Below are 24083 nucleotides of genomic sequence, written 5' to 3' on the forward strand. Positions count from 1 at the left end.
TAGTGCCAAAAGTGTCCTTCGTCTCGTTTCGGCGCTCTCACCATGTCAGACCAGCCTCTTGCTGCCGCCGCTATCGAGAGAGTGGACAACTAGCGACTTTGAACGCATTTGCGTTCCGATGTGGGTGGTACTTCGCCTCATCTTTGAGTGGCGAAAGGTCCGTATGACGCGCTTCCTCGATAGAAGTGACACCAAGGTCGTTCACCAGTTTGTCCGCAACACTTGTTTGCCAGCCGCCGGCGAGTGCGGCGAATGACGCGATGAAGGCAGTCTCTGACTGGGCGTGAATCTGGTTTTCGACCAAGAAGTCACGAACATCTGATATGAATTGCCGCTCAAACAGGCCCTTTTCCTCTTGTCTCCAACTCAGGTATTCCAAGAAATCTTCCAGTGAAGCGTTAGCTTTCTGGGCCATGCCAACTCTGTCTCACGGTTTTCAATTGAAACTTTGGACTACTAGAAAGAAAGATACCACGTTAGTCATTAGAAAAAAGCGTCCTCTGAATTAGTTGTCCTCCACTGGAGCATTAATTTCCTCTTGTAGTGTCTCTGTCGCGTCTTCGTACACCTGCATGAATTGGTTCCAGTCCATCTGGCGGTGATTCGGAGGATTCTGGTTCCCATTTTGGATTTTCCACTGAATGTAGTTTAGAGCCTCTCTGAATTGCCCCAAAGAATCCTCCATGTCAGAATACTGTGAGTCATCAAGATAGATTTGATTCTTTCTCATTGTGTCTCGGTAGTCATCAACGGCAGGTTTAATTTCACTTTGAAAATCAGCCTGTGATAGGGAGGAAGGACTTGTAGACGCCGTATTTGCGTTGTCATTCAAAATACGATGCGTCTCGTCCAGTTGTTCAAAGAGGGAAACTAAAGATTCTACTTTGATTCGGATTCTTTCTTGAGACTGAAGTCTCAAATCCTGAGCATTCTGCTGGATGCGTGTATTTACATATGACCCAACCTGCTGGAGAAGACCCCCGATTAGAACCCCGATGAACCCTATGACCGCTGGAGCCGGAAACCCAAGTATTGTAGAACTTGTCGCCATACACGGAACAACTATGGGGCACCTAATTAGTCCCGGTGCTCACAACGATTCGTTATCCACACACCGCCTTAATTCAGTAGAAGTTCGTGCAGTTGTCATCGGAGAACCATCTGGAAAATACTCACCTCGATGATGGGCGAAGTACGACACTCAGAAACGCTCACCGTAGCGTTCGTTTTGCTGTGAGGATGAAACCGTAGTTGAACGAACCGCTGTCGGGCTTACACTTATGTCACTCGATGTACCAGTGAGTACTTACAGTTTCATCATGAAAATAGTTCGAAAGGAGGCTAACCTTGGATATAGAGCTACCATCCGATGAGAATCGTGATGACGATTCGGTTTTCGGAGGCAGGATTGACGCCTACGAGGCGTATTGGCTCTACGTAGACGGAGTGAGGTACATCGGTCCAGCATTGGAACAGTCGGAAGCGACGAAAAATGATACCGACCGGTCCCCACTCTCTCGGCACTACCACCACTTCTACGAAAAGAAAGAGGAATACAAGGAAACCTGTCGGGACCTCCCTGGAAACCTCCCGGAGTATAAAGACCACTTCGAGGAGCCACGTGGTGATGTCCGTAAGATACCGGAACACCAGTTGACCGAGCTCGGACTCGGCGAAGAGGGTGATGACCCCATCTGGCTCCCACCAGAGTACGAGTTGCCGAGCGTGTGGGACCATGACTTGGATGAGATGAACAGGTCGGAACTCCAAACCCTCGTTGAGAAGCTTCGGGCCGAAAAGAAGGAAGTGAAACGAGAACGTGATGACCTCAGAGAGCAGTTGAGGAAGGTCCGACAGTCACTCACGAGCTTCCTCGACGATGACCAGATAGCCGGGGGAGATAACGATACTACAGCTTTCACATGTAGCAACTGCGGACAAAGCTTTGAATCGCGAGCAGCCCGCAACGGACACAAGCCTCACTGCGACAGGACGCTATCCGCCGGTCGTAGCCAGAGTCAGTCGCATCAGGACCTCGCCGAACTTGCTGAAGACCTCCCAGAGGTACTGGAAGAACAGTCCAATACGACTCAGGAGGCAGCCGAGGTCGAGCTGAAAAACCTAAACCACCTACTCCAGGGTAGTCTGTAGAAACACTATGAGACGGATAGGTGTCTGTGCTTCACGTAGCACATAACACCGTCTGCTCGGATTGGACGAATATGTCTCTGACGCGTGCCACTACACCGGAGAGTTCCCAATAGGACGTGACCTACAGGAGTGGAGGCGACTTCCTACACACCGCGAGCAAGTGCCCGGCGTCGGTGAGTCCGCACGCGCTCCGCCGCGGCTACGTCACCGAGGCGATGAACGCGGGCCAGCCGAAGGCCGTGACCGCCGACCGCGTAGATATGTCCCGCGAAGTGATGGACAGGCACTACGACAAGTCGACGAAGAATGAGCAGATGGAACGGCGGGAGGAGTACCTCGTGGACGTGTAAGCACTCCCTGATTCAGAGTTTTCGTGAAACGACAAAATAGGTGGAAATGAGGAGTAAACCGGGCAGAACGCCAAATAGGAATCCGAGTCCCGTGACGCCGGTCCAAAGCATCTGGCGGTCGTCATCCCGGCGCTGAGTATCGAGATAGACTACAAAAGCACCGAGTATGGCGCTAACCACCGCCACAACGGCGACGATACCGAGGAGTGGTAGAGGCATGTTATTCTACGTCGGGGACTTCAACCTCGGTTGTGTTAAGTAATTCGAGAATCCTGTCAGCATCATAGAGTTTTACCCCCTTTTCATCTGCCATCTCCTTCGCAGAAGTAGTGAATCCGGATGGAGAGGCAATTACGCCGGTTCCACCTCTTTCTTCAGCAGTCTCTGCGATGTTCTCCACGGGTCTTTTTCCTACGGGCTGGCTCCATTGTTTGGCATCAATGACCAGTTTTCTTTTTCGCGGAACTATTTTCGGCCGGAAAAGTATCGACTTCAACACATCAATCCGGTCAGCGTCTACGTCAACACCACCGTCTTTGACCGCAGGAGTAACCTCTGCATCGTATCCTTTGGAGTCAAGTGCGGCCCCAATAAGCAACTCCAATTCTCTCCACCCGACCTCCTGTAATCGAGACTTGTCCCACGGAGGGTCTTCTGGTTCTCCGAATAGCCCCATCAGTCGCATGTACACAGAGGGTTGATTAATCGTTTTGGCAACAGTACTCAGAGGGGCATAATAGCAATAATCCTACTCGGACAAGATACGGTAAAGAAACCAAAGTAGAGCGAGAGTACTGAGCGGTACTATGGCTAAAAGCACACTTTCCAGCCAGTAATCAACCGTAGCATCGCCAAATCTTCTATGGGCTAAAACTATCCAAGCAAACCAGAAGAGTCCAAAAAGGCCAAACGAAACCGTCGCAACAAATACTCTCAGTACAAACGTCCATCCATCATCGGCTTTGTTGAATAACCACTGTTGGACACTATCTGGTTTTCCGTATCTTTTAGACATAAATGCGATTCCAACAAGTCCACCAAGTATTGTCCCGCAAATAATTCCGAGTAAAAAATCAATCTGAATCAGAACCTCTGAGACTGCTCCTAAGACCGTCGTACCAAGAAATGTCCCCGCCAAAGAGGCCAACCAGTGTTGCTCATCTTCCATCGTTGTAATCTACTACAGAGATGATTTCTACAATACCAATTAAATCTATAGATAGTCGTTGTCTGGTTCTCACTTACGCCTTGTTCAAGTACAGGAGTCCAGGCGGGTTCTACACCAATTCACTATGAATTGACGAGGCTTTCAGTCCTCATCCTCTGTATCCGCGCTGAGTACACGGTTGTACGAGACAACGAAGTGTGTTGTCCCGAGGACAAAGAACCCGATAGCGAAAAGACCCGCATAGGCACCTAATTCATACAAAATTGGCAAGTTAGCATCTGCGAGTCGAAGAGCATTACCTCCAAGAACACCACCTGTAATCAAGGCCAGAACTTGTTCAAGGAGGTCAAGTCCGTCCTTCTGCATTTCCTCCTGTACACGGGTCCAAGTAGATTCATCAGACATTTTTGATACCTCAAATTTCTTGGACAAAATTCAGGAGAATCAGCGCAAAAATCCCAAAGATAGCAACGTAGACGATGAGTGTTATTCCACTTGACATTAAATTGGTGACAAGGGATGTATCAGCACCAGCCATAATGGCGAGCACTCCAGCCCCTACCACCAAAATTAGTGCGGCTGAAATGGCTTCTCCGATGTCAGTCATCAGTTGATTCTACTAAACGTTCCATCTTAAGCCTACTTGATATCAGATGGTCTATGTAATCCGATGATGCCGTGAACAGCCTACTCCGTTCTAAGCCGTATCTCCAACTCGCGCTCGATGTCGCCGAGGATGTTAGTCATCTCTTCGAGAACTTCATCGTCCGAGACCATCCGGTCAGCGTTGTCGAGCCGACCCCTGCTGTTGCTGGAAGCGGTGAGCCAGTGAAAGTTGCTTTTGTCCTGCTCTACCTCGGTCGCCGAACTTGTGGTACAGTCTAACGAAAATTTCTCGCGGCGGTCATCGGTTCAACTCACACATACTGTAACGACAGTCTCGACTGCTCCCTCGGTAGTGACCTCGACGCGTCCCAATCCGATGAGGCCAGGGGTTGGCGACAACTAGGACTCCGAGGGCTGGCGACGCTCCAGCTCTAGTTCATACGTATCCAAAAGAGACTGGCTGTCGTAACCGCTCGGGAGAGGAAAGCCGACCGCGCGTTTTACTGTTCCGTGAGCGCGGTCTCCGCCTTCTCGCGGAGCCGTCTCGCTTCGGTTCGGACGGATGGGTACCTGGTTTCGTCGTTGGCTATCTCGTCCATCTCATCGAGCAGAAAGGCTGTCTCTCTCGGGGTGAGTTCCATACCTTCTCTACGTGTCGAGGGGTTTTAACCGTGAACTCCAAGTCCTTATACAACTACTAATAGCGTCGTTTTCTGGACTTTCGTATTTTAGCGAAGGGGGTAACACTCTCCTCGAACAAACGAGTTCTAAGAGAGTGTATTGTTCCCCGGAGCCTCATCGGGTTTCAACGGATGAAGTTCACGGCGGTCTCCGGAGCTGTCCCAATGCGCCCGCGCATTGGCCCCGACTTCACGCCGATTTGGGTGAGAAGGCCCAAACGCTTGGGAACGTCGGGTCTCGGCGAATGAACGACGCGGTCGGGTGGAAGCGACCTGGTGGAGAGGGGGTAGGGATTGGAACACCAATCGGCAAGGAGTGTGAGCTATTTGGTGGGTCGACCCTCTATTCTGGCCAGATTTGACTACGCTTTTCGGGATTTGTCGAATTACCGAGGGAATCTATTAGACCTGATTCACCGCGTTAGACATCATAGATACTGGTTTGGTGGTAAAATCCTACAGAGACCAGATGTTCAGGGCGACTTCAGCGAGTTCGGAAGTCCGTTCTTGGATGGTATCGAGGTTCCAGTTGTCGTAAGTCTCTGCGACAGAGCGAGTCATAGCGATGTCCGACGTGGTGTACTCACTCTTTTTTGTCTCGAAGGGGTCGTTGCTCGCTCGGATGTTCTTGTTCGATTCGAGGAGCGTGAGGTTCCCGAGCCGGTCCCGATGCTGTTCGAACGTCGCCTGTGTAGTGTTCAACGCGGTAACCCACGCACTATGGCGGGTTGCGGTGTACGCAGAGCGAGGTGCGATGTGTTCGATGTCGTAGTCTTCCATCCGGTCCACGTTCCCGCTGTAGTGGACTTCCTCGATTCGTTTGAGCATGTACTTTGTCCGGTTATTGAGTTTGACCCGCTTGTTCTCGATACCAGCCGTAAATTCGGCATCACTCGGGTACTTTCCGCGGAGGTATCCTCTCATCTCTTCTATAGGTTCGCTTTCATCGAAAACAGTCGAACAGAGTTCAGAATAGATACGGTCCAACTGTCCACCAGTCGCGTAGTTAGCAACCTTCCAACGGACCAAGAACCGCTCAAGGACACCGAGTGCTTCCATAACCTTGTTCGGATTGTCAAACTCTCGGAAGATACGCAGGAGGAGCGTTCGGGCCTGAACGGACTTGATGTGGTGGAGATGCGTCAGTTTCTCGTTGATAGCCTCGTTTCCTCCGTGGTCGTATCGGTCGATGTCCGCGTTGACTATCTGTAGATACAGCTCCGACTGGTTGGCCACGTCAGCCAGATAGGATTCGAGCGTGAGGTCATCTGACTCGCGAACGTCGCTGATGATACCTTGGAAGGTGTCGTAGAGTTTGTAGTCGGAAACGTCGTCGGGATAGTCCGGAGCCGGTGCCGACATGATGTAGTGACGGAAGAACCGGCTCGGCTTGTTGAGGTACGGGACCGTGTTGTCAACGGTCGTTTGCCACGACTGCTTGACCGCTTCGTAATCGATATCGTCGTCTTGTGCAGCGATACTGAAGATATGGTTCTTCATCAGGTCAACCGAGGAGAGTTCCAATCCCCGCTCATTCAGGGTCTCGAACAGCCGGAACGCAGACTGTTCCTCGGTACACTCAATTGAAACAAGAGTGACAGAACTCAACAGCCGCTTTCGGAGTGTATCCGTCTCCTCTACGGTTAGACCGTGAATCCGTGAACCGAAAAATTCGAGTGCCTCGTTCAGGGTTTCGTTGTCCACCTGACCGAAGTTACAGTTGAGTATCGCTGAGAACGAGTCGTTGTCGTACCGGCTGAGAGTGAGGTTTTGGTACTCCTGCTGGTCAAGGTCCTGCTCGAACAGGTACTCATTTCGAATTGCGTCGGCCTGCCCGCTTTCCCCCTCATCGAGATACTTCTGGCGCATTACGGCGAGCATTGTGAGGATGGTCGCCATCCGCTGTTGGCCGTCAACGACTTCGAGTCGGTCCAAGTCGTTCAATCCTGAGGAGCGTTCGATAACAACGATGGAACCGAGGAAATGTGTTTCTCCGTCGTCGAGCGCTTGGAGGTCTTCCCACAGGGCACGCCATTGCTCCTCTCCCCACGAATACTGGCGTTGATAGTCCGGAACGGTGTAGCGGTAGTTCCGGGAAAGAACGCTCTCGACGGTATCCTCGTTAGCAGAGATACCGAGACTTCCGCTCATGGCCTTTTGAAGACAGGTTTCGGTAATAGGTATTTCTGTTGAGTATTCTGTTAGATGGGTGCGTCGCGTTCGAAACACTACTCTCAACTTTCTGTACCGGTCCTTCAGAGAATCAAAAATTCTTCGAGCCGCAGAATTTCAGGACGAGCAACCCGGTTACTGTTCCGGAACGACGTACTCCGTCCTGATTTCGCCGTCTCGCTCGAAGTTAGCGAACTTAGTCTCCGGGTCCATACGAAGGAGGCGGAGGTAGTGATACAGGTCCTGCGCGGACGACGCGGAGTTGACCCACAGTACGATAGCTGCGACTCCCGCGACAAGGCCATTAGAGACGAGGAGAACTCCCACCGACAGTAGCCCAATTCCGACAAACGGCGCTATGAGCATTGCCATGTTTTCTCCGACGGAGATGCCCGTTGAGAGCGCGATAACGCGTGGATTCTTATGAAACCACATCTCCTCATACCCGTAATCAGGGTTGAGGTCCAGCTGCCTAGCCACTTCATAATGAATCCGCTCGTGAATCGGAGTGACAACTCTACGGAATAGCACGAAGAGTCCTCCCGCAAAAATGGCAACACCCCCAAAAACAGCGGGGAGAGCGGAAAGTCCTATGCTGGCTGCGAAGTCTACCCACAGAAGGACGTACGTTTCAGTCCCAGTAGCGATTGGCTGATAGGTAGTTACTCCAAATATGCCAATTAAAACTAGCATGACAGCGAAAACTCCACGTTCACTTCTCTCGTATTTCTTCGGCTCCGTATGACCTTCTGGTGGCCAGTTTATCGGCATATTTAAATTATTTTTCAGAACAATAAGTGTCTTGTGGTGGCATACCATGATGAAGCAAGAACAGAAACCGCCGTACTCTACCGTCGAAGCAAAAGAAATCACAAATTGGACTTTAGTCAGAACACTTCAAGGTAGTCCTCAACGACCTCGCGCTCCTCCTCGGTGAGGTCGAATAGGTCGTAGACCGCATCGTCAATCTCGGCTTCGAGCGCCTCGATGTCCGTCTGCTCGACCTCGGTGCGGTCGGTCTCCAGCCGGTCGAGCAATTCCTCGACACCGCTGTCGCTTCGCGGAATCGGAATCGTGGTCTCCTCGCCGCTCTTGACGTTCCGACCGTCCACGGCGGCGCGGACGTACTCGGCGCGCTTCTTCCGGGCCTCGCGGTCGTCGGAGTACATCGCGGGGTCGCTGATGGTGTCTGAGCGTCCCGCTTGTACGGTGAACTCGTCCTCTACGTCACCCTGTACCTCGGCACTCACCGGATAGCGACGCGTCTGCCACTCGTAGGAGATGTAGTCGAGTTCGCCGTCGTAGTCGCCGAGGTACGCCTCGGGGAAACGGTCGGTCCTGCTGTTGAGGTCGATGGTGTCCACTATCTCGCCCGCGGTCTCACGCATCGACCCGAAGACGCCCGCGCTGTCCTCCGTCAGGCAGGGGAGTTTCTCGACGTACTGTGAGCGGTATTCGTAGTATCCGCCCATCTTGACCGTCGTGATGTGCTTGAAGTAGAAGTCGAGAGCCTTCGAGTTCAACTGGCAAGCCATCTCCTCTGTGAGGTCGCGGTATGGCTCATCTAACTCAATTCCGTAGGCTGTTTTGAAATACCACATACCCTCGCTATCCAACATAAACCTCGCTCTCTCGGAAATGTGAGCGCCGATGATTTTCGGCTTCTCGAATCGTTCGTGGCTCTTTGGATAGATGAACGCATACCAGTCATCCTGTCCGCGCATCCGTCCACTCTCGCGTCCTTCCAAAGTCTCGCGATGGGCCTCAAAGTAGTCCCATGTCAGAGGGAGATTCTCGCGGAGATACTCCTCATCATACGCTTTCGTCTGCGTTCCGTTTGCCGTCTCCTCAACGTAGTGTGGAAGGATGACGTGAAGACCCGACCACTCTCCACGCCAGCGCTCAACGTCTTTCCCCTTGAGCCACGGGCAAAGTAGGTCCGTCTCAATCTCGTATTCTCGGTTCTCTCCGGTCGGTACGACTCGTACAGTATCCCCGCTGTCTTCCGGTTCTATCCGGCCTGCATTGACCGGTGTGACCAGATACACTTTATTCGCGCTCGTCTGTGTTCCGGCGAAGATAGCATCCGTGATACTACCGAAGTCACCGGTACTGTTTGTCTCCAGTTTCTCGAAGATTTCCAACTCCTCGGGCGGCATTAGCGCCCAATAGTCCTCGGTGTCGAGTTTTGACTGCGGGTAGTCGAACACGTCGATGAACTCGTCCGAGTAGCCCGGTTCGTCACGATGGTCTCGCACCGATTCAATGACTGCTCGGTCCAACTCCCGGTCATCTTCCTCGTCATCGTTGGTATCGGCTTTTACCCGGACGCACCGAATCTCGTTGTCGTTGCGGGCGGCCTCATCGGGTTCGTCCTCCAAAATCACGATGGCCGGGTAGTTCGTCGCATCCTCGAAGACACCGGAATCCCGGAAGTCGTAGACCTCCTCGATGCGGTCGTCAAGGAGTACGTCGCGTAGCCCCTCACCATAGTCCGTGACCATGAACTGGTTCGGCGTGATAAAGCCGAGTTTCCCCGTGTCCTCGCGAAGCCAGTCGAGACCGCGCTCGTAGAACGGACAGTAGATGTCGTAGTTCCCGGTCGTCGAGTCGTACAACTGGTCCATCATCTCCTTCTGGCTGTCGGGGAGATTCTGGATGCGGACGTACGGCGGATTTCCGACGACGTAGTCGTACTCCATGTAGTTCTTGACGACGAGGGCCAGCACGGTGTCCTCGAACATCTTGAACAACCGCCCGTCGTTGTGCTCCTCTTTGAGGTAGCGGACATTCTCCAGCATGTCGTCCACGTACGGCTCGAAGAACTCCTCGACTCCCGAGTAGTCTTGAGCCGTGTAGTGATTGACGCGTTCCTCCAGCCCGCTCTGATACGACCAGTCGAAGTCATCCCCGAACTCCTCCGCGAGCGCCATGTGGTCTTTCACCGTGTCCAGCACGCCCTGAAGCGCCGCGAAGTATTCGCCGAAGTTGTTGACGCCGGTCTCCAACTGGATAGTGTCGAACAGGGGCATCCGAACGCGACGCACGAGGAACCCGTCCTCGGTTTCGGCGACCTCGCTCTCGTCCACCTCGACGGGGAGCGGAACCGGGATGCGAACGTCCTGCTCGTCCTCGGTCATCGCGTCCCAAGTCATCTGACGGCTTCCGTCGTCGCCGATGTCCGCCCCGGTGAGTTCACGCTCGTTGCGGAGCGTGTCCGTGCGGTAGATGGGGAGTCGGCGAAGCGTGAAGTCTGGATTGCTACCCTTTGCCTTCCGATAGGCAGGGAGAATCGCAACCACGAAGCGAATCTGTGCCATCAGCACGGCGAACGGGTGGATGTCGAGACCGACGATTCGCGGTCGGGTACAGAGGTCCTGTAGGTGAAACTCCCAATCAGGGTCGTCCTCGTAGCGTTCCACATCGTCGATGTACCGGCGAACGGCTTCGACGAGGAAAGTCCCGGAACCACACGCCGGGTCGATGAGACGCTGGTTCGAGACCCCACGCTCGTACCCCACGCCGTCCATGATGTAGTCGATGACCGGCTGTGGCGTGTAGAACTCACCGAGCGCTTTGCGCGTCTCCGGGTCGAAGTACCGCTGGTAGAGGTTTCCGAGGAGGTCGCCCTCCACGTCCGAGAAGTCGAAACGGAGAACGTTGAAAAAGACCTCCGCGACGGCGCGCGAGAAGCGGTCTCGTGTGGCCTCACTAATGCGCTCGACTGACCCCGTGCCTTCGGCTACTTCTCTGAACTGACTCGCTCCAGTCTCATGGCCCCTCGCCAATTGTTCGGCGTACCCGTCGGTCCACCACACGAAGATGTCGTCTTGGAACAGCCCCTCGACCAACTGGTCCTGCATGTCGTCGATGAGGTTGTCGGCGGCGACGGGGAACGCGTCGAGGTTGATGGTGTCACTGAACCCCTGAAGACCACGGAAGTAGTCGTCCATCCCGTTGTAGCCGGTTCCGGCGAAGAACTCGTGGTCTTCTGTCGCCTTTGCCAGTAGAAGCCGAGCCAGAAGTGCGTGTCCGCTCTCCAGACAGAACATGAAGTCACGAAGCGACTGTGTCCCATCGGTGAACGGCTCCCACGAGTCGGGGACTTCGTCCGGCTCGTCTGCGTAGGTGGCTTCCCAAAAGTCGTAGGCCCCCTTCACGAACTTGGCCTCCTGCTCGTCGCGGAGTTCGTGAAGCAGGTCCATCATCCCCGTAACGAGGTTGGCGAAGGGGCTGTCCGCTTCAAGTCGGAAGGTGTCGAAGAAGTGTTCCTGACCGAGTTCGGCCTGCTGGTCCAATGGGATGGGGTCGAGGTCGGCGAGGAACTGATTCACGTCGTCGGGGTCCGTGAGGTCGAACTCGCGTTTCTGAAGTGCGCTAAACAGGTCTCGGGCGTCACTTTCCGCGACCGAACCGAGCGAGACCTCCGCAATCGGGCTGTCTTCTCCTCGGCGGTACAGCCGGAGTTCGTTCCCATTCGTCAACACACCGTATTCCGCTCGGAGGTTGTCGATGTAGTGAAACAGTTGGTCTTCGTGACCGTCGAGGTCTCGTCCGGTAGTCTTGAACTCGTAGACTGCGGTGACTGCCTCGTTCGTATCGAGAGTGATGTAGTCCGGACGGCGATTGTCCGGGAGCGTGAACTCGCTCCGGATGTCGGTTCCAGTTCCCTCGTATCCTAACGCGTCGTAGAATCCGGTTTCGAGGAACAGATTCTCCACGTCGCGCTCACTCATGTCGCCATCGGTACGCGAGCCGATAGCGTCGAGGGAATCAAAAAACGAAGACACCTCAGGCATGTACCTGACTCCTTCCTGCCAACTCATAAACGTTGACGACACTCTGGCGACAGTAGGTCACCGAGAGTTGATTCACGGCAACTTGGAGACCTGCTGTACGAGCAAGAATGCGATGAGGTCGCCGTTGGCGTCATGGCTCATAACCAACTACCGGAAGCGGTCATGCGCTGAAAACCGCTCGACAACTGCGTTGAGGTGATTTCCTTCGAGTCCCATTCAATGGACCGCTACACCCTCCTCCCGTCTCTCGGAGGGTGTGTCCTTCGGCTGCACTTGCTCGGGCCGTGTCCCAAGAGCTGTCTGATTTCTGCGCCGGAAGCACACAGGTCACCGACGGTTGCAGGTGGTATCCCCTGCTAAAACTAACTCGCTCTGCAATTTCAAGGATGCCCCTCAAACAACCCCGGTGGTGTTGTCTCAGTATAACTGACCGATGTGTAACCCCCCAAAATTCAGGTCAAATTCAAAAACTGTGCGAGCCAGGTTACCAACACAAATGGGGGGTGAACCCCGCTCGTGTATTAACCCCGAAGGGGTCGGAGAACTACACTGACTCTATAACACCAGAAAAATTACCAAACATATTTTAGGTCAGTTTTCATATATAAAAGTCGACTACCATGACTTGTCGCTATCATCAGCTCAACACATATCCCAGTTTCTTGTGTTGACTCAGAAGCTATCAACGCCGTCTCTCAGCGTTTTTTCTAGCCCTGAATGGGGAAACATCTTCTTACTGCTAAAAAGCGCTCAGTAGGCTGTCTAAGCCGTTAGAGCGAACGAGAATGGCTTAGGGGAGCTGGCCTGCCAAAGATGTCCCTGTCGGCCCGGTAGAAGGATGCAACCCTAAGGGGTTAAATACTAGGGGTTCAGCCCTTGGGTTCTAATACCGTGGTTCTAACACCGATGAGTCGGGGGATTAGTACTCGTTAGTGTACACCAGTAGGGGTCTACTTGGTTCTAGTACCGTGGTTCTAACACCGATGAGGGGGAATTTGTACACCAGTAAGAGTCTACTTGGTTCTAGTACCATGGTTCTAACAAACAGGGTTACCCCATCTGTGTCTTCCCTTTTAGGTTATAACAAACAGGGTTACCCCATCTGTGTCTTCCCCTTTAGGTTATCCCCAGTAGGACATCCACTAGGGGACAGACCAGCATGAAGTCATGAAGTCGGCCATGACTTCACCATAGCTATCCACACTCACTTGCCAATATGACAAATCTCATAGTAATATATTAATCTGTTAATTAGGCACTGAGATGGTCTTCCAAAATGATGCGTCCTATAGAGATTTTAAAGACCACCCTCCATAGGGTCCGTTTGCTTTTCCAATGTGTCTGTGAAATTCGAGTGGCTCGGTCACTCCTCGGTCAGATACCAAATAAGTGAGTTCCCGGCCATCTTCGAATCAACGCGGTCTTCGTCTTGGAGTTGTTTCAGTCGGTAATCTGCGGTTCGGCGAGTACATCCGACAGCCTCAGCGACTTCACTCGTAGATGCGGGTTCTAGCTTTTTGATGCAAGCGATGAAATCTTCGTCCCCGTATTTGCGACGCGCATCGGCTCCTGGGTTCTCGGAGTCAGTCATTAGAAGACCTTGTGTTTCAACCCACTAATTCATTTCCCATAAAGGAAAACTACTAAGTGGTTTGCCTACATAGGAAATAAACAGAAGGTCGGGTCTCCTTGGGGCGTAACTCATCACGAGAACGCCCGGCGCTGGAACGCCGGACACGGCCTTCTAGCCACCAGAAGACCATGCGAGCATCAGTAAGCCACCGACTTGAGCGTGTCGAACAGCACTACGTAAGCAATACTAGCCGTCTCACAGGTCCCGTCCGTCATCGGAGTGAGAACCAATGACGGACCGGGATGCACACGAAAACGAGGAACGAACAGTAAACTGTCCGGTCAAGGGATGTAACAAGGAAGTACTGGCTCGGGGCATCTACCTGCACGTTCGTCAGAGCGCAGGCGAGGGGCACGGACCGCAGGGAGAAGTTCCAGATGACATCTCATTTGACGACCTCGAAACAGCTGGTACTAAATCTGTCCGAATGGAGTATCCGACCGAACGCGACAGCGAAAAAGTAGCCCGGTTCTGTCCCTATTGTTCGGAAGTATTCGACGGCAAGGAGGGTGTCCGTATCCACCTCGGACAGGTCGAAGGACGGAAGAACCACCCCCGCAACGCCAACGACTTCCATGACCCCGAGGACTTCCCCCGAGTCGCTGTAGACGACGACGGAAACGTCCAGGGTGTTGTGCACGACTGGACCGAGGATGAGGAACTATCGGGGGATTCGCATATCCCGGCTACCAGTGTCTACCGGTACATCGCCGAACTGCTCGCCAACGACAAGCATGAAGAAGCGCAGCGAGCGCGCGCTCACCTCCTCGGGACTGGAATGGACCAGGTCGAGAGCCGACACGACATTCCCACCTCGTTGGAGGAGGCCATTGAGGCAGCCACCAGCGATGAAGATACCGAGGATACGTCGAGACAGTAGTCCAGTGGACCCCGTAAAGTCACGGCTGACGTAACCTCCCGGTTGCTGAGTGAACTCAGAACAGAGATGTGGCCCCACATCCGCTGACCTGAAGTCAGTACGGGAGGGGAGACCGGTTCAGAATCTTTGCTCTTCTATCAGTGTATACCTACTCCACCTACTCGGGATAACTGACGGATATTGTGAACACTGCAAATACATCATCTGAACCCTCTGGTCTATATGCCAACCCCGTTCGGTCGGTACCGAAGGCGTCTGGCGGATACTTGGCGGAAACACCCAGTAGTGCGTGACCGTTGTTAGGATAGATTTGGTGATAGCGGCGTAGTGACCACCGAAGTCGGACAAGTCTCCCGCCTCATCGGAGTCGAGACCTAACTCACGCCTTGGGTCAGGAACGAAGAATGTCGTCACTAAGAGCGTGCGGTCAGCTATGGCTCGCTAGATACCCCAGGTACCTGAATGGTATCCTGTGACCATCACAGGGCACAGAGTTCCCGAATGCCTCTCCCCTCGTTACATGGTCTTGTACCATCACATTGGAGGTCGCGTTTTCGAGTCGAATCTGGATGTCGTGGGGAGTGTAGTATCAAACCCGATAGGATTCTGTTCTAACTCCAAACGCTGGTTAGAGTCGTATCTCTACCCTCATCGCAGCTGTGACCACTATTGCTCTTCCGGGCGGTCAAAGATTCGGAGTGTAAACTTATTGTCTGTCGGACCCTCCTTTTTGCTAACCGTGGGACGGCGACCGGACCAGAGGGAACCAACCGCTCAACGGTTGAATTGGATTCGAGGTCTCAGACCCAAACCACCGTAATGCGACAGTACAGGCTCCTTCAAAGCAGTTTAGGCAAAAAGTGGGTCGGGGCGGATTCGAACCGCCGACCTGCTCCGTGTGAAGGAGCCGTCATAACCGGACTAGACCACCGACCCGGACGATTCAGTCTTTCCGATGTCGGGACTTAAGAGTTGCTTTGTCGCGTAAAGTCGAACTGCTGCGGTGGTTCGCGTCTATTCGGCCGACTGCTCGCCGCGTTTGCGGTACGCCTCGACCCGCTCGCGAGCCGACCCCACGGCCTCCCGCGCCTCGCCCTCGGCGCGCTCCTCGAGCGCCTTCAGGTCCGCCTGGAGCTTCTCCAGCCGCGACGGCTCCGGCTCCTCCTCGGGCTCGTCGCCGACGAGCTTCGAGACCCGCTCCTGGAGGGGTTCGAGCTCCTCGTTGACTCCCGCCTTCGCGTGCTCTGCGGCTCGACCGAGATAGTATCGTGCGTCCTCGAAGTGCTTGCTCATATCTGTCCTTTAGTGAAGGACGAATATAGGCTTTGTGGCGATCCCGGCGAATCCGACGTGTCCCGTCAGTACGACGGCGACTCCTCGGGCTCGCCGTCGCGCGCGTTCGCGACCCGGCCGAGCGTGAAGAGCAGGTCCGAGAGCCGGTTGAGATAGGTGACGACGGCCTCGTTTATCGGCTCGGACCGGGCGAGATCGACGGCTCGTCGCTCCGCGCGGCGGACCACCGTCCGGGCATGGTGGAGGGCCGCGCCGGCCCGCCCGCCGCCGGGAAGGACGAACGACCGCAGCGGCTCCAGTTCCTCGTCGAACTCGTCGATCCGCGCCTCCAGCGTCTCGACGTGTTCCGGCTCGACGGCCGGATCGTCGGGGGACGGGTCCGGGTTCGCGAGGTCCGCCTGGACCACGTGGAGGTGGTTCTGGACGGTCTCGAGGAGGTCATCGAGGTCGGCGTGGCCGGTCGGACGGACCGTCCCGAGGAGCGCGTTCGCCTCGTCGACGGTGCCGTAGGCCTCGATCCGGCTGCTGGTCTTCGACACCCGACTCATGTCGCGCAGGTCCGTCTCGCCGTCGTCGCCGCGACCGGTGTATATCGTCATTCGAGCGTCCGGTCGACGTACTCGAGGACGTTCGCGCTCTCGGCCATCGTCACCCCGCGCTCCTCGTCGATCAGGACCGGAACCCCGCGCTGGCCGCTCACGCGTTTCACCTCGTTGCGGTCGGAGTGTAACGCGTCGACCCACGTCGTCTCGTACTCGATCCCGGCGTCGGCGAGCGCGTCGTGAACCTTCTCACACCACGGACATCCCTCGAGGGCGTACAGTCGGATCGACATGGGCGGAACGTGGACCCGCGCGGGCAAGAAAGTGCGTGTTCGGCCAGGGGAGGAGACGATCGGCTCTCAGACCCCGTGATACGTCTCGATCGTCTCCCGGTATTCGTCGGGGATCGGGCGGGAGGAACCGCCGTCGTCGACGGCGACCTGGACGGACTCCGCCTCGGCGACGACCCCCCCTCCCGCTCGGATCTCGTAGGTCATCGGCACGCTCGACCGGCCGAGTTCGGGCACGTCGATCTCGACGGTAACCGCACCGTCCATCAGTTCGACCGGTCTCCGGAACTGGATCGACACCGACGCGAGGACGGTCGCGACCGCCGAGAGGTCCGCCTCGAGGACGTCCCGGAAGTAGTCCGTCCGCGCCTGTTCGAGATACGTCGCGTACACGGCGTTGTTCACGTGCCCCATCGCGTCGATGTCGCGGAAGCGAACGGGAACGTCCGTGGTGTACGTGCTCATGTCCGTTTCTCACCGGACCGTGGTATGTACGCGTCGGAAGCGGCGATCGACCGGGAGACGGGGACGGTACGCCGGCTAGTAGAGCAGTTCGTCGTCGTTCTCGATCATGTAGAGCGCGCGAGCGGCGATGTTGACCGCGTGGTCGCCCACGCGTTCGAGGTCGCGGATCGTCAACAGCAGACGGGAGACGTTCGACATCATCGCCTCCACGTCGCCGTCCTCGCCGAGGTGGTTCTGTTCTATCAGGTCCCGGACGACGAGGTCGCTCGCCGCCTCACACGCCGCGTCGAGGTCGTCGTCCATCTCGGCGACCGCGTGACAGCGATCCGGGTCGGACTCCGCGTAGGCCGTCATCGCGGCGTCGAGCATCTCGAGGGTCTCGTCGCCGATCCGCTGGACGTCGACGTCGGGAAACACCTCGTGTTCGGCCTCGCCAGCGTACTCGCCGAGGTTGGTCGCGAGGTCAGCGATCCGCTCGAGGTCCGTGATGATCTTGAACGAGGCGGCGATGAACCGCAGGTCGCCGGCCACCGGCTGTTGAAGCGCGATGAGGTCGGTACACTGCTGTTCCAACTCCAGATAGAGGTCGTTGATCTCGGCGTCGCCCGTGATCACTCGCTCGCCGAGCTCGGCGTCCTGCCGTTCGAGAGCGTCGAGGCCCATCCTGAGCCGGTCGGCGACGAGTTCGCTCATGTAGAGGAGGTCGTCGCGGAGGTTCTCCAACTTCGTCTGATACTGTTCCCGTGGCATCGTCTCGGTCGAAGACCACGCCGAACAGTTAAAAACACGTCGGCGACCGCGCAGCGGCGGACGTGTGGTCACCCCTGGTGCCGTCGTCTCCCATGACGTACACGATCGTCCGCTACGGCGGGTGTCGATGCCGTGCTTCTTTCGGGCGTACGGGAGCGTCTCGTTCGTCCTCGACGTGGAAAACGGGATCGGCGGTGGAGATAACGGGCTTCCTGAGGAGCATCGGACGGATCGGAAGCGTCCGAGGGTGGAATCCGAACACGGCGAAAAGCGGGAGTCGCGGGAACGACGGTTCCACTGACCGGACCGACCGACGCGACCGAATCGAGGATCGTGGAACGTCCGGTTGGCTACGATGCCCCCTCTGACTTCTCGAGGAAAGCGCCGATCTCCCACGGAGACCGTTTTCCCACGAACGCCGGCAACCGACTCCGGAAGTCGCCAGAGCGAAGTGCCGTCCGGGACAGTAGCCGACATGCCGATCCCTCGTGACGATCCGGTCGATGCCCTCGGGCGTTTTCTCGATCGCTGGGGGATCATCGACGCCGAGCGGTTTCGCCCCACGCTCGATCTCGCCTGGCCGCGCGTGGTGACGGGCTTTGCGATCATGTCGAAACAGACGGCCGATTTGGCGATGGTCGGCATCGCCATCGGCACCGCCGGAACGGCAGGATTGGCGTTCGCGCTCGGCTACTGGAGTATCGTGGTTCTCTTGGGACTCGGATTGGCCGGCGGCACTGTAAGTCTCGTCTCACAGAACTACGGCGGCGATCGGACCCGCCGAGCCTCGCGAGTGGTCACTCAGAGCGCCCTGCTCGCGGTGGCGCTGTCGCTGCCGATCATGGGGCTCTTCGTGGGGTTCGCACCCGAGCTGATCGGCGTTCTCGGTGCCGAACCCGAGTCGCTCCGGTACGGCACCGTCTACTTGTTGTACGTCACGCCGGCCGTACTCTTCGAGACCCTGAACCTCATCGCCAGCCGGACGTACACGGGCGTCGGAGACACGTTCACCGAGATGGTCGCGCGGACCGGCGGCGCGGTGCTCAACGTCGTCCTCAGCGCGCTGTTCATCTTCGGGCTCGACATGGGCGTCGCCGGGGTCGCGCTGGGGACGACGCTCTCGACCGGCGCGGTGACGGTCGTCCTCGGCTGGGGGATGATCGGGCGCTCGTACGGGCGCTTGGGGATGGAACCGAGCCCGGTACCGATCGCGGTGTCCGATCCGGTCGTCGATGTGGCGATCGTCCGGCAGCTGCTCGAGGTCTCGACGCCCGAGATCGGCCGCCGGCTCGCCCAGGGGCTCGTCGTCTTCCCGCTTCTGTGGATCGCCGCCTCGTTCGGCCCGGTCGTCGTGACCTCCCTCGAGGTCGCACGGCGGGTCCGTGCGATGATAAACAGCGTCAACTGGGGCATGTCGCTGGCGTCGAGCTCGCTCGTCGGCCAGCGGCTCGGGGCCGACGAGGAGGACGAGGCCGGCGCGTACGGCGCGGACATCATCCGACTGTCGATGGTGATCTACGTGCTTCTCGCCGCGGTCGTGGTTCTCCTGGCGTCGCCGCTCGCGGAGCTCTTCGTCTCCGGACCCGAGGAGGTCGCCGCGACCGCGACGTTCGTCGCCGTCGCCGCCGTGAGCGCGGTCGGCCTCGGGCTCGACGGAACGGCCTCGGGCGCGCTCGTGGGCGCCGGAGACACGCGATGGCCCTTCGTCGCCTCGCTGCTGGGTCGGTACGCCTTCGCGCTGCCGGCCGCGCTCGTCGGGCTGGTCACGCCGCTCGGCGTCGTCGGGCTCCACCTGGCGCTGATCCTGGAGCCGTTCGTTCCGGGCCTCATCAACTACGGACTGTTCCGGTCCGGCCGCTGGAAGGTCGTCAGCCGCCGCTACCGGACCAGTGCGGACGACGACTGACTCGAGCGCCGTTCGAATCCCGGACCGCTCGCACCGCTCACGCCGAGAACGACGACGCGACGGTCGAGACGTCGGCGAAGTCGGTATCGGCCATGTCCGTCACGTCGTCGATGAACGCCTCGAGCTCGGCGACGAACGGGGCGCGGCCGGCACACTGCGGGTGTAACAGAAGCGTCAGGACGCCCTCCTCGACGTGGTCGCGCATCCACGACAGTTCCGTCCGCCAGCGGTGGAACACGTCGGGCTCGTGTCCGTAGGAGACGAACTGCGGGTCGGAGGCGACGGGAAAGAGCTGGAGCCAGTCGTCGCGGTGCCACGGGACCGGAACGGTCACGATGTCGGTCCGGTCGCCGCGTCGATACGGCTTCCCGTCCTCGACGGTGCCCGGTTCGCGGAGGTAGTACGGCTGGAGGTCGCGCTCGGTGCCGCTCGAGTCCCACTCGAAGCCGAACTCCCGAAGCAGGTCGACGGTGTGTTCGGAGAAGCCGCCCGCCGGGTTCCGAAAGCCGGTCGGCGTCCCGCCGGTCAGGTCCTCGATGGCCTCGATCCCGCGGACGAAGTCGCGGCGTTCGGCCTCCCTCGAGCCGAAGGACGGGAGCGGGTCGTGGCTCCACCCGTGGTGTTGGATCTCGTGGCCGCGGTCGTGGATCTCGCCCGAGATCTCGGGAAAACTCTCGATCGTGTGTCCCGGAACGAACCAGGTGGCGGGCACGCCGGTCCGGTCATGGAGACCGAGCAGTCTCGGAACGCACGTCTCGGCCCCGTAGACTCCCCACGAGCGGTACTCGGGCATCCCGGCGCTCGTCCAGCCGGCGACGGCGTCGAAGTCGTAGGTGAGACAGACGCGGTGTGGCATACCCCGTGGTCTCCGTCGGGGGAATAAAAGGTTAGATGGCCGGGGTGGGCTCCGAACCCACGATCTCCGCATGTCCCAGGTCCGAGGCTCGGCGGAGCCACGGGAAGGACGCGGACGCTTCCAAGGCGTCACCGCACCGAATCTCTGAACCCTATGAGTGCGGCGCTATGTCCAGCTAAGCCACCCGGCCTCACTCTCACGTATCGCGATGACACTCTTTAACCTTCCCATCCGTCGGGGGTCTGTGAGGGGTCCACACGGGAGGACTGGGGCGTGAGAGATTTGCACGGGCGGATCCAGGACCGAGAAACGGACCCCGCGGATTTATGCCCGACGCCCCGGACGTTCGGCGTATGAGCCTTCCGGACCTACTCGCGGGCGCCGCCGGCGACGAGGAGGTCGTCGCGCGGGTCCCGCTCGGAGGGGACGACCTCCTCGCGGTCACGCCCACGCGAACGCTCGTCTACCGCGCCGACGGCCTGCTCTCGGACGAGACGGTCGAGGAATACGCCCACGACGCGGAACGGATCGCCGTCTCGAGCGGCCGCCGGAAGTCGAAGGTCCTCTTCGGCTACGGCCTCGACGGCGAGAAGACGCTGGCCGTCCCGTCGAAACGCCTCGACGACGTGGTCCATCCCGTGCTCGCCGGCGTGCTCTCGGCGCGGGGCGTGACCGACTCCGGCGAGTCTGTCGTCCGCACGTTCCGCTTCTCGGAACTGACCCTCGTCGTCACCGACAGCCGGCTCGTGAAACACGTCGGGTCGGCCGTCTGGGACGAGGAGTTCGAGGAGTTCCCCTACGCGGACCTGACCGACCTCGATTTCGAGGAGGGAACCGTCGCGACCGCGGTCGTGCTCGCCCACGACGGTCGCTCCGAGCGGTTCAAGGCCCCCAACGAGTCGGCCCGCGCGGTCCGCGAGAGCCTCGTCGACGCGGTCTGTGAGTTCCACGGCGTCGGGAGCCTCGAGGAGTTCCGCGTCGTCGTCGCCGACGACGAGGACGACGCGGCCGAGGAGTCGACCGGGACGACCGACTTCGGGGAGGGACCCGACCCGCTCTCGGCGTCGCCCGCGGCCGACGCGGAGGCGGCGTCCGATCGGAGCGCGGGGATGGAAACGGGGGCGGCGGCCGACCCGGAAACGGTCCCCGGAACGACCACGGGAAGGGACGCCGACGTCCCGTCGGAAGCCGACTTCGATCGTGGCGGTACCGGCCCCGACGACCGTCACGGCGGCGGTGACGAGACGATCGGAAACACGGGTACGACCGCCGACGCGGTCGACGCGCCGGTCGACGCTCCGGCCGACGCCGGTCGGGCCGATCCCGCCGACGTCGGTTCCGGTGGAGCCGCCGGCAGCGACCCGCTCGCGGACGAGTTCGGTACGTCGACGGCGGACGCGGACGATCCGGCCGCGACCGATCCGGCTCCGAGCGACCCGGCCGCGACCGACTCGGCCGCGACCGACTCGGCCGCGACCGACTCGGCCGCGAATCACGGCGGGACCGAGCCCCCGACGAACTCGACGGGTTCGGCCGACGCCGACGGGTTCGAGGGGTCACCCTTCGAGAGCGCGGGCGTCGAGGACGACGACCTCGCCGCCGAGGTCGCGGCGCTCCGTCAGACCGTCGAGGCACAGTCGGCGAAGATCGAACGACAGTCCGAACTGCTCGATCGGCTCATCGAGGAGCTCCGACAGGGACGCTGACGGCGTCACACGGGACCGTTCGGCGTCACACGGGACCGTTCGACATCACTCGGAGTCCCGGCCGGTGACCTTCCGAACGCACGAGGAGCCGAACGGCCCCAGTTCGCCGGCCTGGAGCCGGACGAAGTGCCCGGTCGTGATCCCCGTGCCGCATCGCTTACACTCGAAGTCGCCCTCGCGGGCGACCACCTGGCTGTCGTACTCCACGTAGGTTCCGCCCCGCAACACGCGCAGGCGGGCGTTCTCGCGTTCGATCACGCCGCGTTTCTCGGCCGTGTCGAGGATCTCGCGGGTGAGCGCGGGGTTCGTCGTCACGGTCTCGATCCGGTCCATCGCCTCGGGCAGCGAGAGCTCCTCGCGTTCGAGATGTGCGAGAAGCTCGACGGCGAGGTCCACCTTCTCCGCGCGCGTCGCCGGCTCGCTCACGGACGAGCCGACGGCCGTGACGGACATAAGTCGGTCGGGAGCGGGGGACAAGGGCAAGACAGTTACCCGGCGGCCGGCTTCGCCCCGTATGGACGTACTGGAAGTCGCCGCGCGTGCGACCGCGACCGGCCCGGTGTGTGACGCCTGTCTCGGTCGGCTCGTCGCCGACCGGAGCTTCGGGCTGTCGAACGCCGAGCGCGGGTCGGCGCTGCGGGTCTCGCTCGCGTTACGCGAGGACGACGACCACGAGCCGGTCTCGACCGCGGACTGTTGGGTGTGTGAGGGCCGCTGTGCCGAGTTCGACGGGTGGGCCGAACGCGCCGCCGAGGCAGTCGAGGGAACGGAGTTCTCCACGTACAACGTCGGCACGCGGCCGCCGCCGCTGATCGAGGAGAACGAGGCGCTGTTACGCGAGGAGGCCGGCCTCGACGACGACGCCGGCGAGCCGTTCAAGTCGGAGTTCAACCGCGAGGTGGGCAAGCGGTTCGGGCGACTGACGGGCGGGGAGGTCTCCTTCGACCGCCCGGACGTCCAGTTCACGATCGACCTCGCCGAGGACGCCATCGACGCGAAGGTGAACTCCGCGTTCGTCTACGGCCGCTACCGGAAGCTGGAGCGCGACATCCCCCAGACCGAGTGGCCATGTCGGGAGTGCAAGGGCTCGGGACGGCAGGGCGCGGACCCGTGTGACCACTGCGGCGGATCGGGCTACCTCTACGACGACAGCGTCGAGGAGTACACCGCGCCGATCGTCGAGGACGTGATGGACGGCACCGAGGCGACGTTCCACGGTGCCGGGCGCGAGGACGTCGACGCGCTCATGCTCGGCACCGGCCGCCCGTTCGTGATCGAGGTCGCGGAGCCGCGTCGCCGTCGCGTCGACACCGACCGGCTCGAGGCCGACGTCAACGCATTCGCCGAGGGGGCGGTCGAGGTCGAAGGGCTCCGGCTCGCGACCTACGACATGGTCGAGCGCGTCAAGGAGCACGACGCCTCGAAGCGCTACCGCGCCGAGGTGACGTTCGACGGCGACGTCGACGGCGACGACCTCTCCGCCGCGATCGACGAGCTGGAGGGCGCGACGATAGAGCAGTACACGCCGAACCGCGTCGACCACCGGCGCGCGAGCCTGACCCGCGAGCGCGAGGTGTACGAGGCGACCGCGGAGCTCGCGGACCCGCGACACGCCACCGTCGAGATACACGGCGCCGGCGGGCTCTACATCAAGGAGCTGATCTCCGGCGACGAGGGACGGACCGAGCCGAGCCTCGCCGGACTCCTCGGCGTCGGCGCCGACGTCACCGCCCTCGACGTCCTCGCCGTCGAGGGTGAAGACAAGCCGTTCGAGGACGGGGCGTTCTTCCGGGAGTCAGTGACCCACGACTGAAGCCGCGGGCTTCCTCCCTGTTC

General features: G+C 58.9%; 25 protein-coding genes and 2 tRNA genes. 6 read left to right on the top strand and 21 right to left on the bottom strand.

The annotated features are described in order from the left end of the window. Positions 1 to 70: 70 nt before the first annotated feature. Both EAO78_RS16285 and EAO78_RS17780 read right to left on the bottom strand, forming a co-directional pair. The gene (locus EAO78_RS16285) at positions 71 to 415 is read right to left on the bottom strand and encodes a hypothetical protein (protein ID WP_122106843.1); all 345 of its coding nucleotides are present in this window, start codon (positions 413 to 415) and stop codon (positions 71 to 73) included. Between the two features lie 90 nt (positions 416 to 505). After that, on the bottom strand, positions 506 to 1051 hold the full coding sequence (locus EAO78_RS17780; RefSeq protein ID WP_136516531.1) for a hypothetical protein: 546 nt from the start codon (positions 1049 to 1051) through the stop codon (positions 506 to 508). 296 nt (positions 1052 to 1347) lie between these two features. Between EAO78_RS17780 and EAO78_RS16295 the strand changes: the two genes are divergently transcribed. Continuing rightward, positions 1348 to 2151 carry a hypothetical protein gene (locus EAO78_RS16295; protein ID WP_122106845.1) on the top strand — a complete coding sequence of 268 codons (804 nt, stop codon included), beginning with the start codon at positions 1348 to 1350 and terminating at the stop codon, positions 2149 to 2151. A gap of 116 nt (positions 2152 to 2267) precedes the next feature. After that, on the top strand, positions 2268 to 2501 hold the full coding sequence (locus EAO78_RS16300; protein ID WP_203227919.1) for a BRCT domain-containing protein: 234 nt from the start codon (positions 2268 to 2270) through the stop codon (positions 2499 to 2501). Positions 2502 to 2513: 12 nt separating this feature from the next. On the opposite strand, the gene EAO78_RS16305 is transcribed toward EAO78_RS16300, so the two are convergent. From EAO78_RS16305 to EAO78_RS16340, 10 genes are all read right to left on the bottom strand, one after another. After that, a complete protein-coding gene (locus tag EAO78_RS16305; RefSeq protein WP_122106846.1) occupies positions 2514 to 2720 on the bottom strand; it encodes a hypothetical protein in 207 nt (68 codons plus the stop codon). Position 2721: 1 nt separating this feature from the next. Then, positions 2722 to 3177, bottom strand: a complete 456-nt coding sequence (locus EAO78_RS16310) for a restriction endonuclease (protein WP_162498091.1) — start codon at positions 3175 to 3177, stop codon at positions 2722 to 2724. 72 nt (positions 3178 to 3249) lie between these two features. After that, complete coding sequence (locus EAO78_RS17785) at positions 3250 to 3669, bottom strand: hypothetical protein (protein WP_136516532.1); 420 nt, start codon at positions 3667 to 3669, stop codon at positions 3250 to 3252. 141 nt (positions 3670 to 3810) lie between these two features. Beyond that, entirely contained in the window at positions 3811 to 4074 is a 264-nt protein-coding gene (locus tag EAO78_RS16315) for a hypothetical protein (RefSeq protein WP_122106848.1), read from the bottom strand. A gap of 10 nt (positions 4075 to 4084) precedes the next feature. Further along, positions 4085 to 4276, bottom strand: coding sequence for a hypothetical protein (locus tag EAO78_RS16320; RefSeq protein ID WP_122106849.1), 192 nt, complete (start codon positions 4274 to 4276; stop codon positions 4085 to 4087). 499 nt (positions 4277 to 4775) lie between these two features. Continuing rightward, a complete protein-coding gene (locus tag EAO78_RS18310; protein WP_203227920.1) occupies positions 4776 to 4916 on the bottom strand; it encodes a hypothetical protein in 141 nt (46 codons plus the stop codon). Positions 4917 to 5411: 495 nt separating this feature from the next. After that, positions 5412 to 7106: a DUF262 domain-containing protein gene (locus EAO78_RS16325; RefSeq protein ID WP_122106850.1), complete on the bottom strand. Its 1695-nt coding sequence runs from the start codon at positions 7104 to 7106 to the stop codon at positions 5412 to 5414. Between the two features lie 156 nt (positions 7107 to 7262). Then, the gene (locus tag EAO78_RS16330) at positions 7263 to 7898 is read right to left on the bottom strand and encodes a DUF3267 domain-containing protein (RefSeq protein WP_162498092.1); all 636 of its coding nucleotides are present in this window, start codon (positions 7896 to 7898) and stop codon (positions 7263 to 7265) included. Between the two features lie 116 nt (positions 7899 to 8014). Further along, a complete protein-coding gene (locus tag EAO78_RS16335) occupies positions 8015 to 11926 on the bottom strand; it encodes an Eco57I restriction-modification methylase domain-containing protein (RefSeq protein ID WP_122106852.1) in 3912 nt (1303 codons plus the stop codon). A gap of 1363 nt (positions 11927 to 13289) precedes the next feature. Continuing rightward, on the bottom strand, positions 13290 to 13517 hold the full coding sequence (locus EAO78_RS16340; RefSeq protein WP_122106853.1) for a helix-turn-helix domain-containing protein: 228 nt from the start codon (positions 13515 to 13517) through the stop codon (positions 13290 to 13292). 271 nt (positions 13518 to 13788) lie between these two features. Between EAO78_RS16340 and EAO78_RS16345 the strand changes: the two genes are divergently transcribed. After that, a complete protein-coding gene (locus EAO78_RS16345) occupies positions 13789 to 14439 on the top strand; it encodes a hypothetical protein (protein ID WP_203227921.1) in 651 nt (216 codons plus the stop codon). Positions 14440 to 15300: 861 nt separating this feature from the next. Here EAO78_RS16345 and EAO78_RS16350 read toward each other — a convergent pair. The 6 genes from EAO78_RS16350 to phoU form a co-directional block, all read right to left on the bottom strand. Further along, positions 15301 to 15375 (bottom strand) — tRNA-Val (locus tag EAO78_RS16350). Positions 15376 to 15453: 78 nt separating this feature from the next. Further along, on the bottom strand, positions 15454 to 15732 hold the full coding sequence (locus EAO78_RS16355; RefSeq protein WP_122106854.1) for a DUF7553 family protein: 279 nt from the start codon (positions 15730 to 15732) through the stop codon (positions 15454 to 15456). 65 nt (positions 15733 to 15797) lie between these two features. Further along, entirely contained in the window at positions 15798 to 16331 is a 534-nt protein-coding gene (locus EAO78_RS16360; RefSeq protein ID WP_122106855.1) for a cob(I)yrinic acid a,c-diamide adenosyltransferase, read from the bottom strand. Then, positions 16328 to 16567: a glutaredoxin family protein gene (locus tag EAO78_RS16365; protein ID WP_122106856.1), complete on the bottom strand. Its 240-nt coding sequence runs from the start codon at positions 16565 to 16567 to the stop codon at positions 16328 to 16330. Before EAO78_RS16365 ends, EAO78_RS16360 begins: the two co-directional genes overlap by 4 nt. 66 nt (positions 16568 to 16633) lie before the next feature. Continuing rightward, a complete protein-coding gene (locus tag EAO78_RS16370; RefSeq protein ID WP_122106857.1) occupies positions 16634 to 17029 on the bottom strand; it encodes an acyl-CoA thioesterase in 396 nt (131 codons plus the stop codon). Positions 17030 to 17104: 75 nt separating this feature from the next. Then, a complete protein-coding gene (phoU, locus tag EAO78_RS16375) occupies positions 17105 to 17779 on the bottom strand; it encodes a phosphate signaling complex protein PhoU (RefSeq protein WP_122106858.1) in 675 nt (224 codons plus the stop codon). A 475-nt stretch (positions 17780 to 18254) separates the two neighbouring features. On the opposite strand from phoU, the gene EAO78_RS16380 reads away from it, so the two are divergent. Then, entirely contained in the window at positions 18255 to 19685 is a 1431-nt protein-coding gene (locus tag EAO78_RS16380) for an MATE family efflux transporter (protein WP_122106859.1), read from the top strand. Between the two features lie 37 nt (positions 19686 to 19722). On the opposite strand, the gene EAO78_RS16385 is transcribed toward EAO78_RS16380, so the two are convergent. Both EAO78_RS16385 and EAO78_RS17980 read right to left on the bottom strand, forming a co-directional pair. After that, complete coding sequence (locus tag EAO78_RS16385; RefSeq protein ID WP_122106860.1) at positions 19723 to 20541, bottom strand: polysaccharide deacetylase family protein; 819 nt, start codon at positions 20539 to 20541, stop codon at positions 19723 to 19725. Positions 20542 to 20577: 36 nt separating this feature from the next. Beyond that, positions 20578 to 20731, bottom strand: a tRNA-Met gene (locus EAO78_RS17980). 163 nt (positions 20732 to 20894) lie between these two features. Between EAO78_RS17980 and EAO78_RS16395 the strand changes: the two genes are divergently transcribed. Continuing rightward, positions 20895 to 22247 carry a DUF7115 domain-containing protein gene (locus tag EAO78_RS16395; protein ID WP_122106861.1) on the top strand — a complete coding sequence of 451 codons (1353 nt, stop codon included), beginning with the start codon at positions 20895 to 20897 and terminating at the stop codon, positions 22245 to 22247. A gap of 45 nt (positions 22248 to 22292) precedes the next feature. Here the strand turns inward: EAO78_RS16395 and EAO78_RS16400 are convergent, their stop codons facing one another. Continuing rightward, a complete protein-coding gene (locus EAO78_RS16400) occupies positions 22293 to 22673 on the bottom strand; it encodes a DUF5830 family protein (protein ID WP_122106870.1) in 381 nt (126 codons plus the stop codon). An 88-nt stretch (positions 22674 to 22761) separates the two neighbouring features. On the opposite strand from EAO78_RS16400, the gene EAO78_RS16405 reads away from it, so the two are divergent. Then, positions 22762 to 24060: a tRNA pseudouridine(54/55) synthase Pus10 gene (locus EAO78_RS16405; protein WP_122106862.1), complete on the top strand. Its 1299-nt coding sequence runs from the start codon at positions 22762 to 22764 to the stop codon at positions 24058 to 24060. The last annotated feature ends 23 nt before the right edge of the window (positions 24061 to 24083 follow it).

The sequence above is a fragment of the Halobellus captivus genome, from assembly GCF_003697845.1.
In the GTDB taxonomy this organism is placed as follows: domain Archaea; phylum Halobacteriota; class Halobacteria; order Halobacteriales; family Haloferacaceae; genus Halorubrum; species Halorubrum glutamatedens.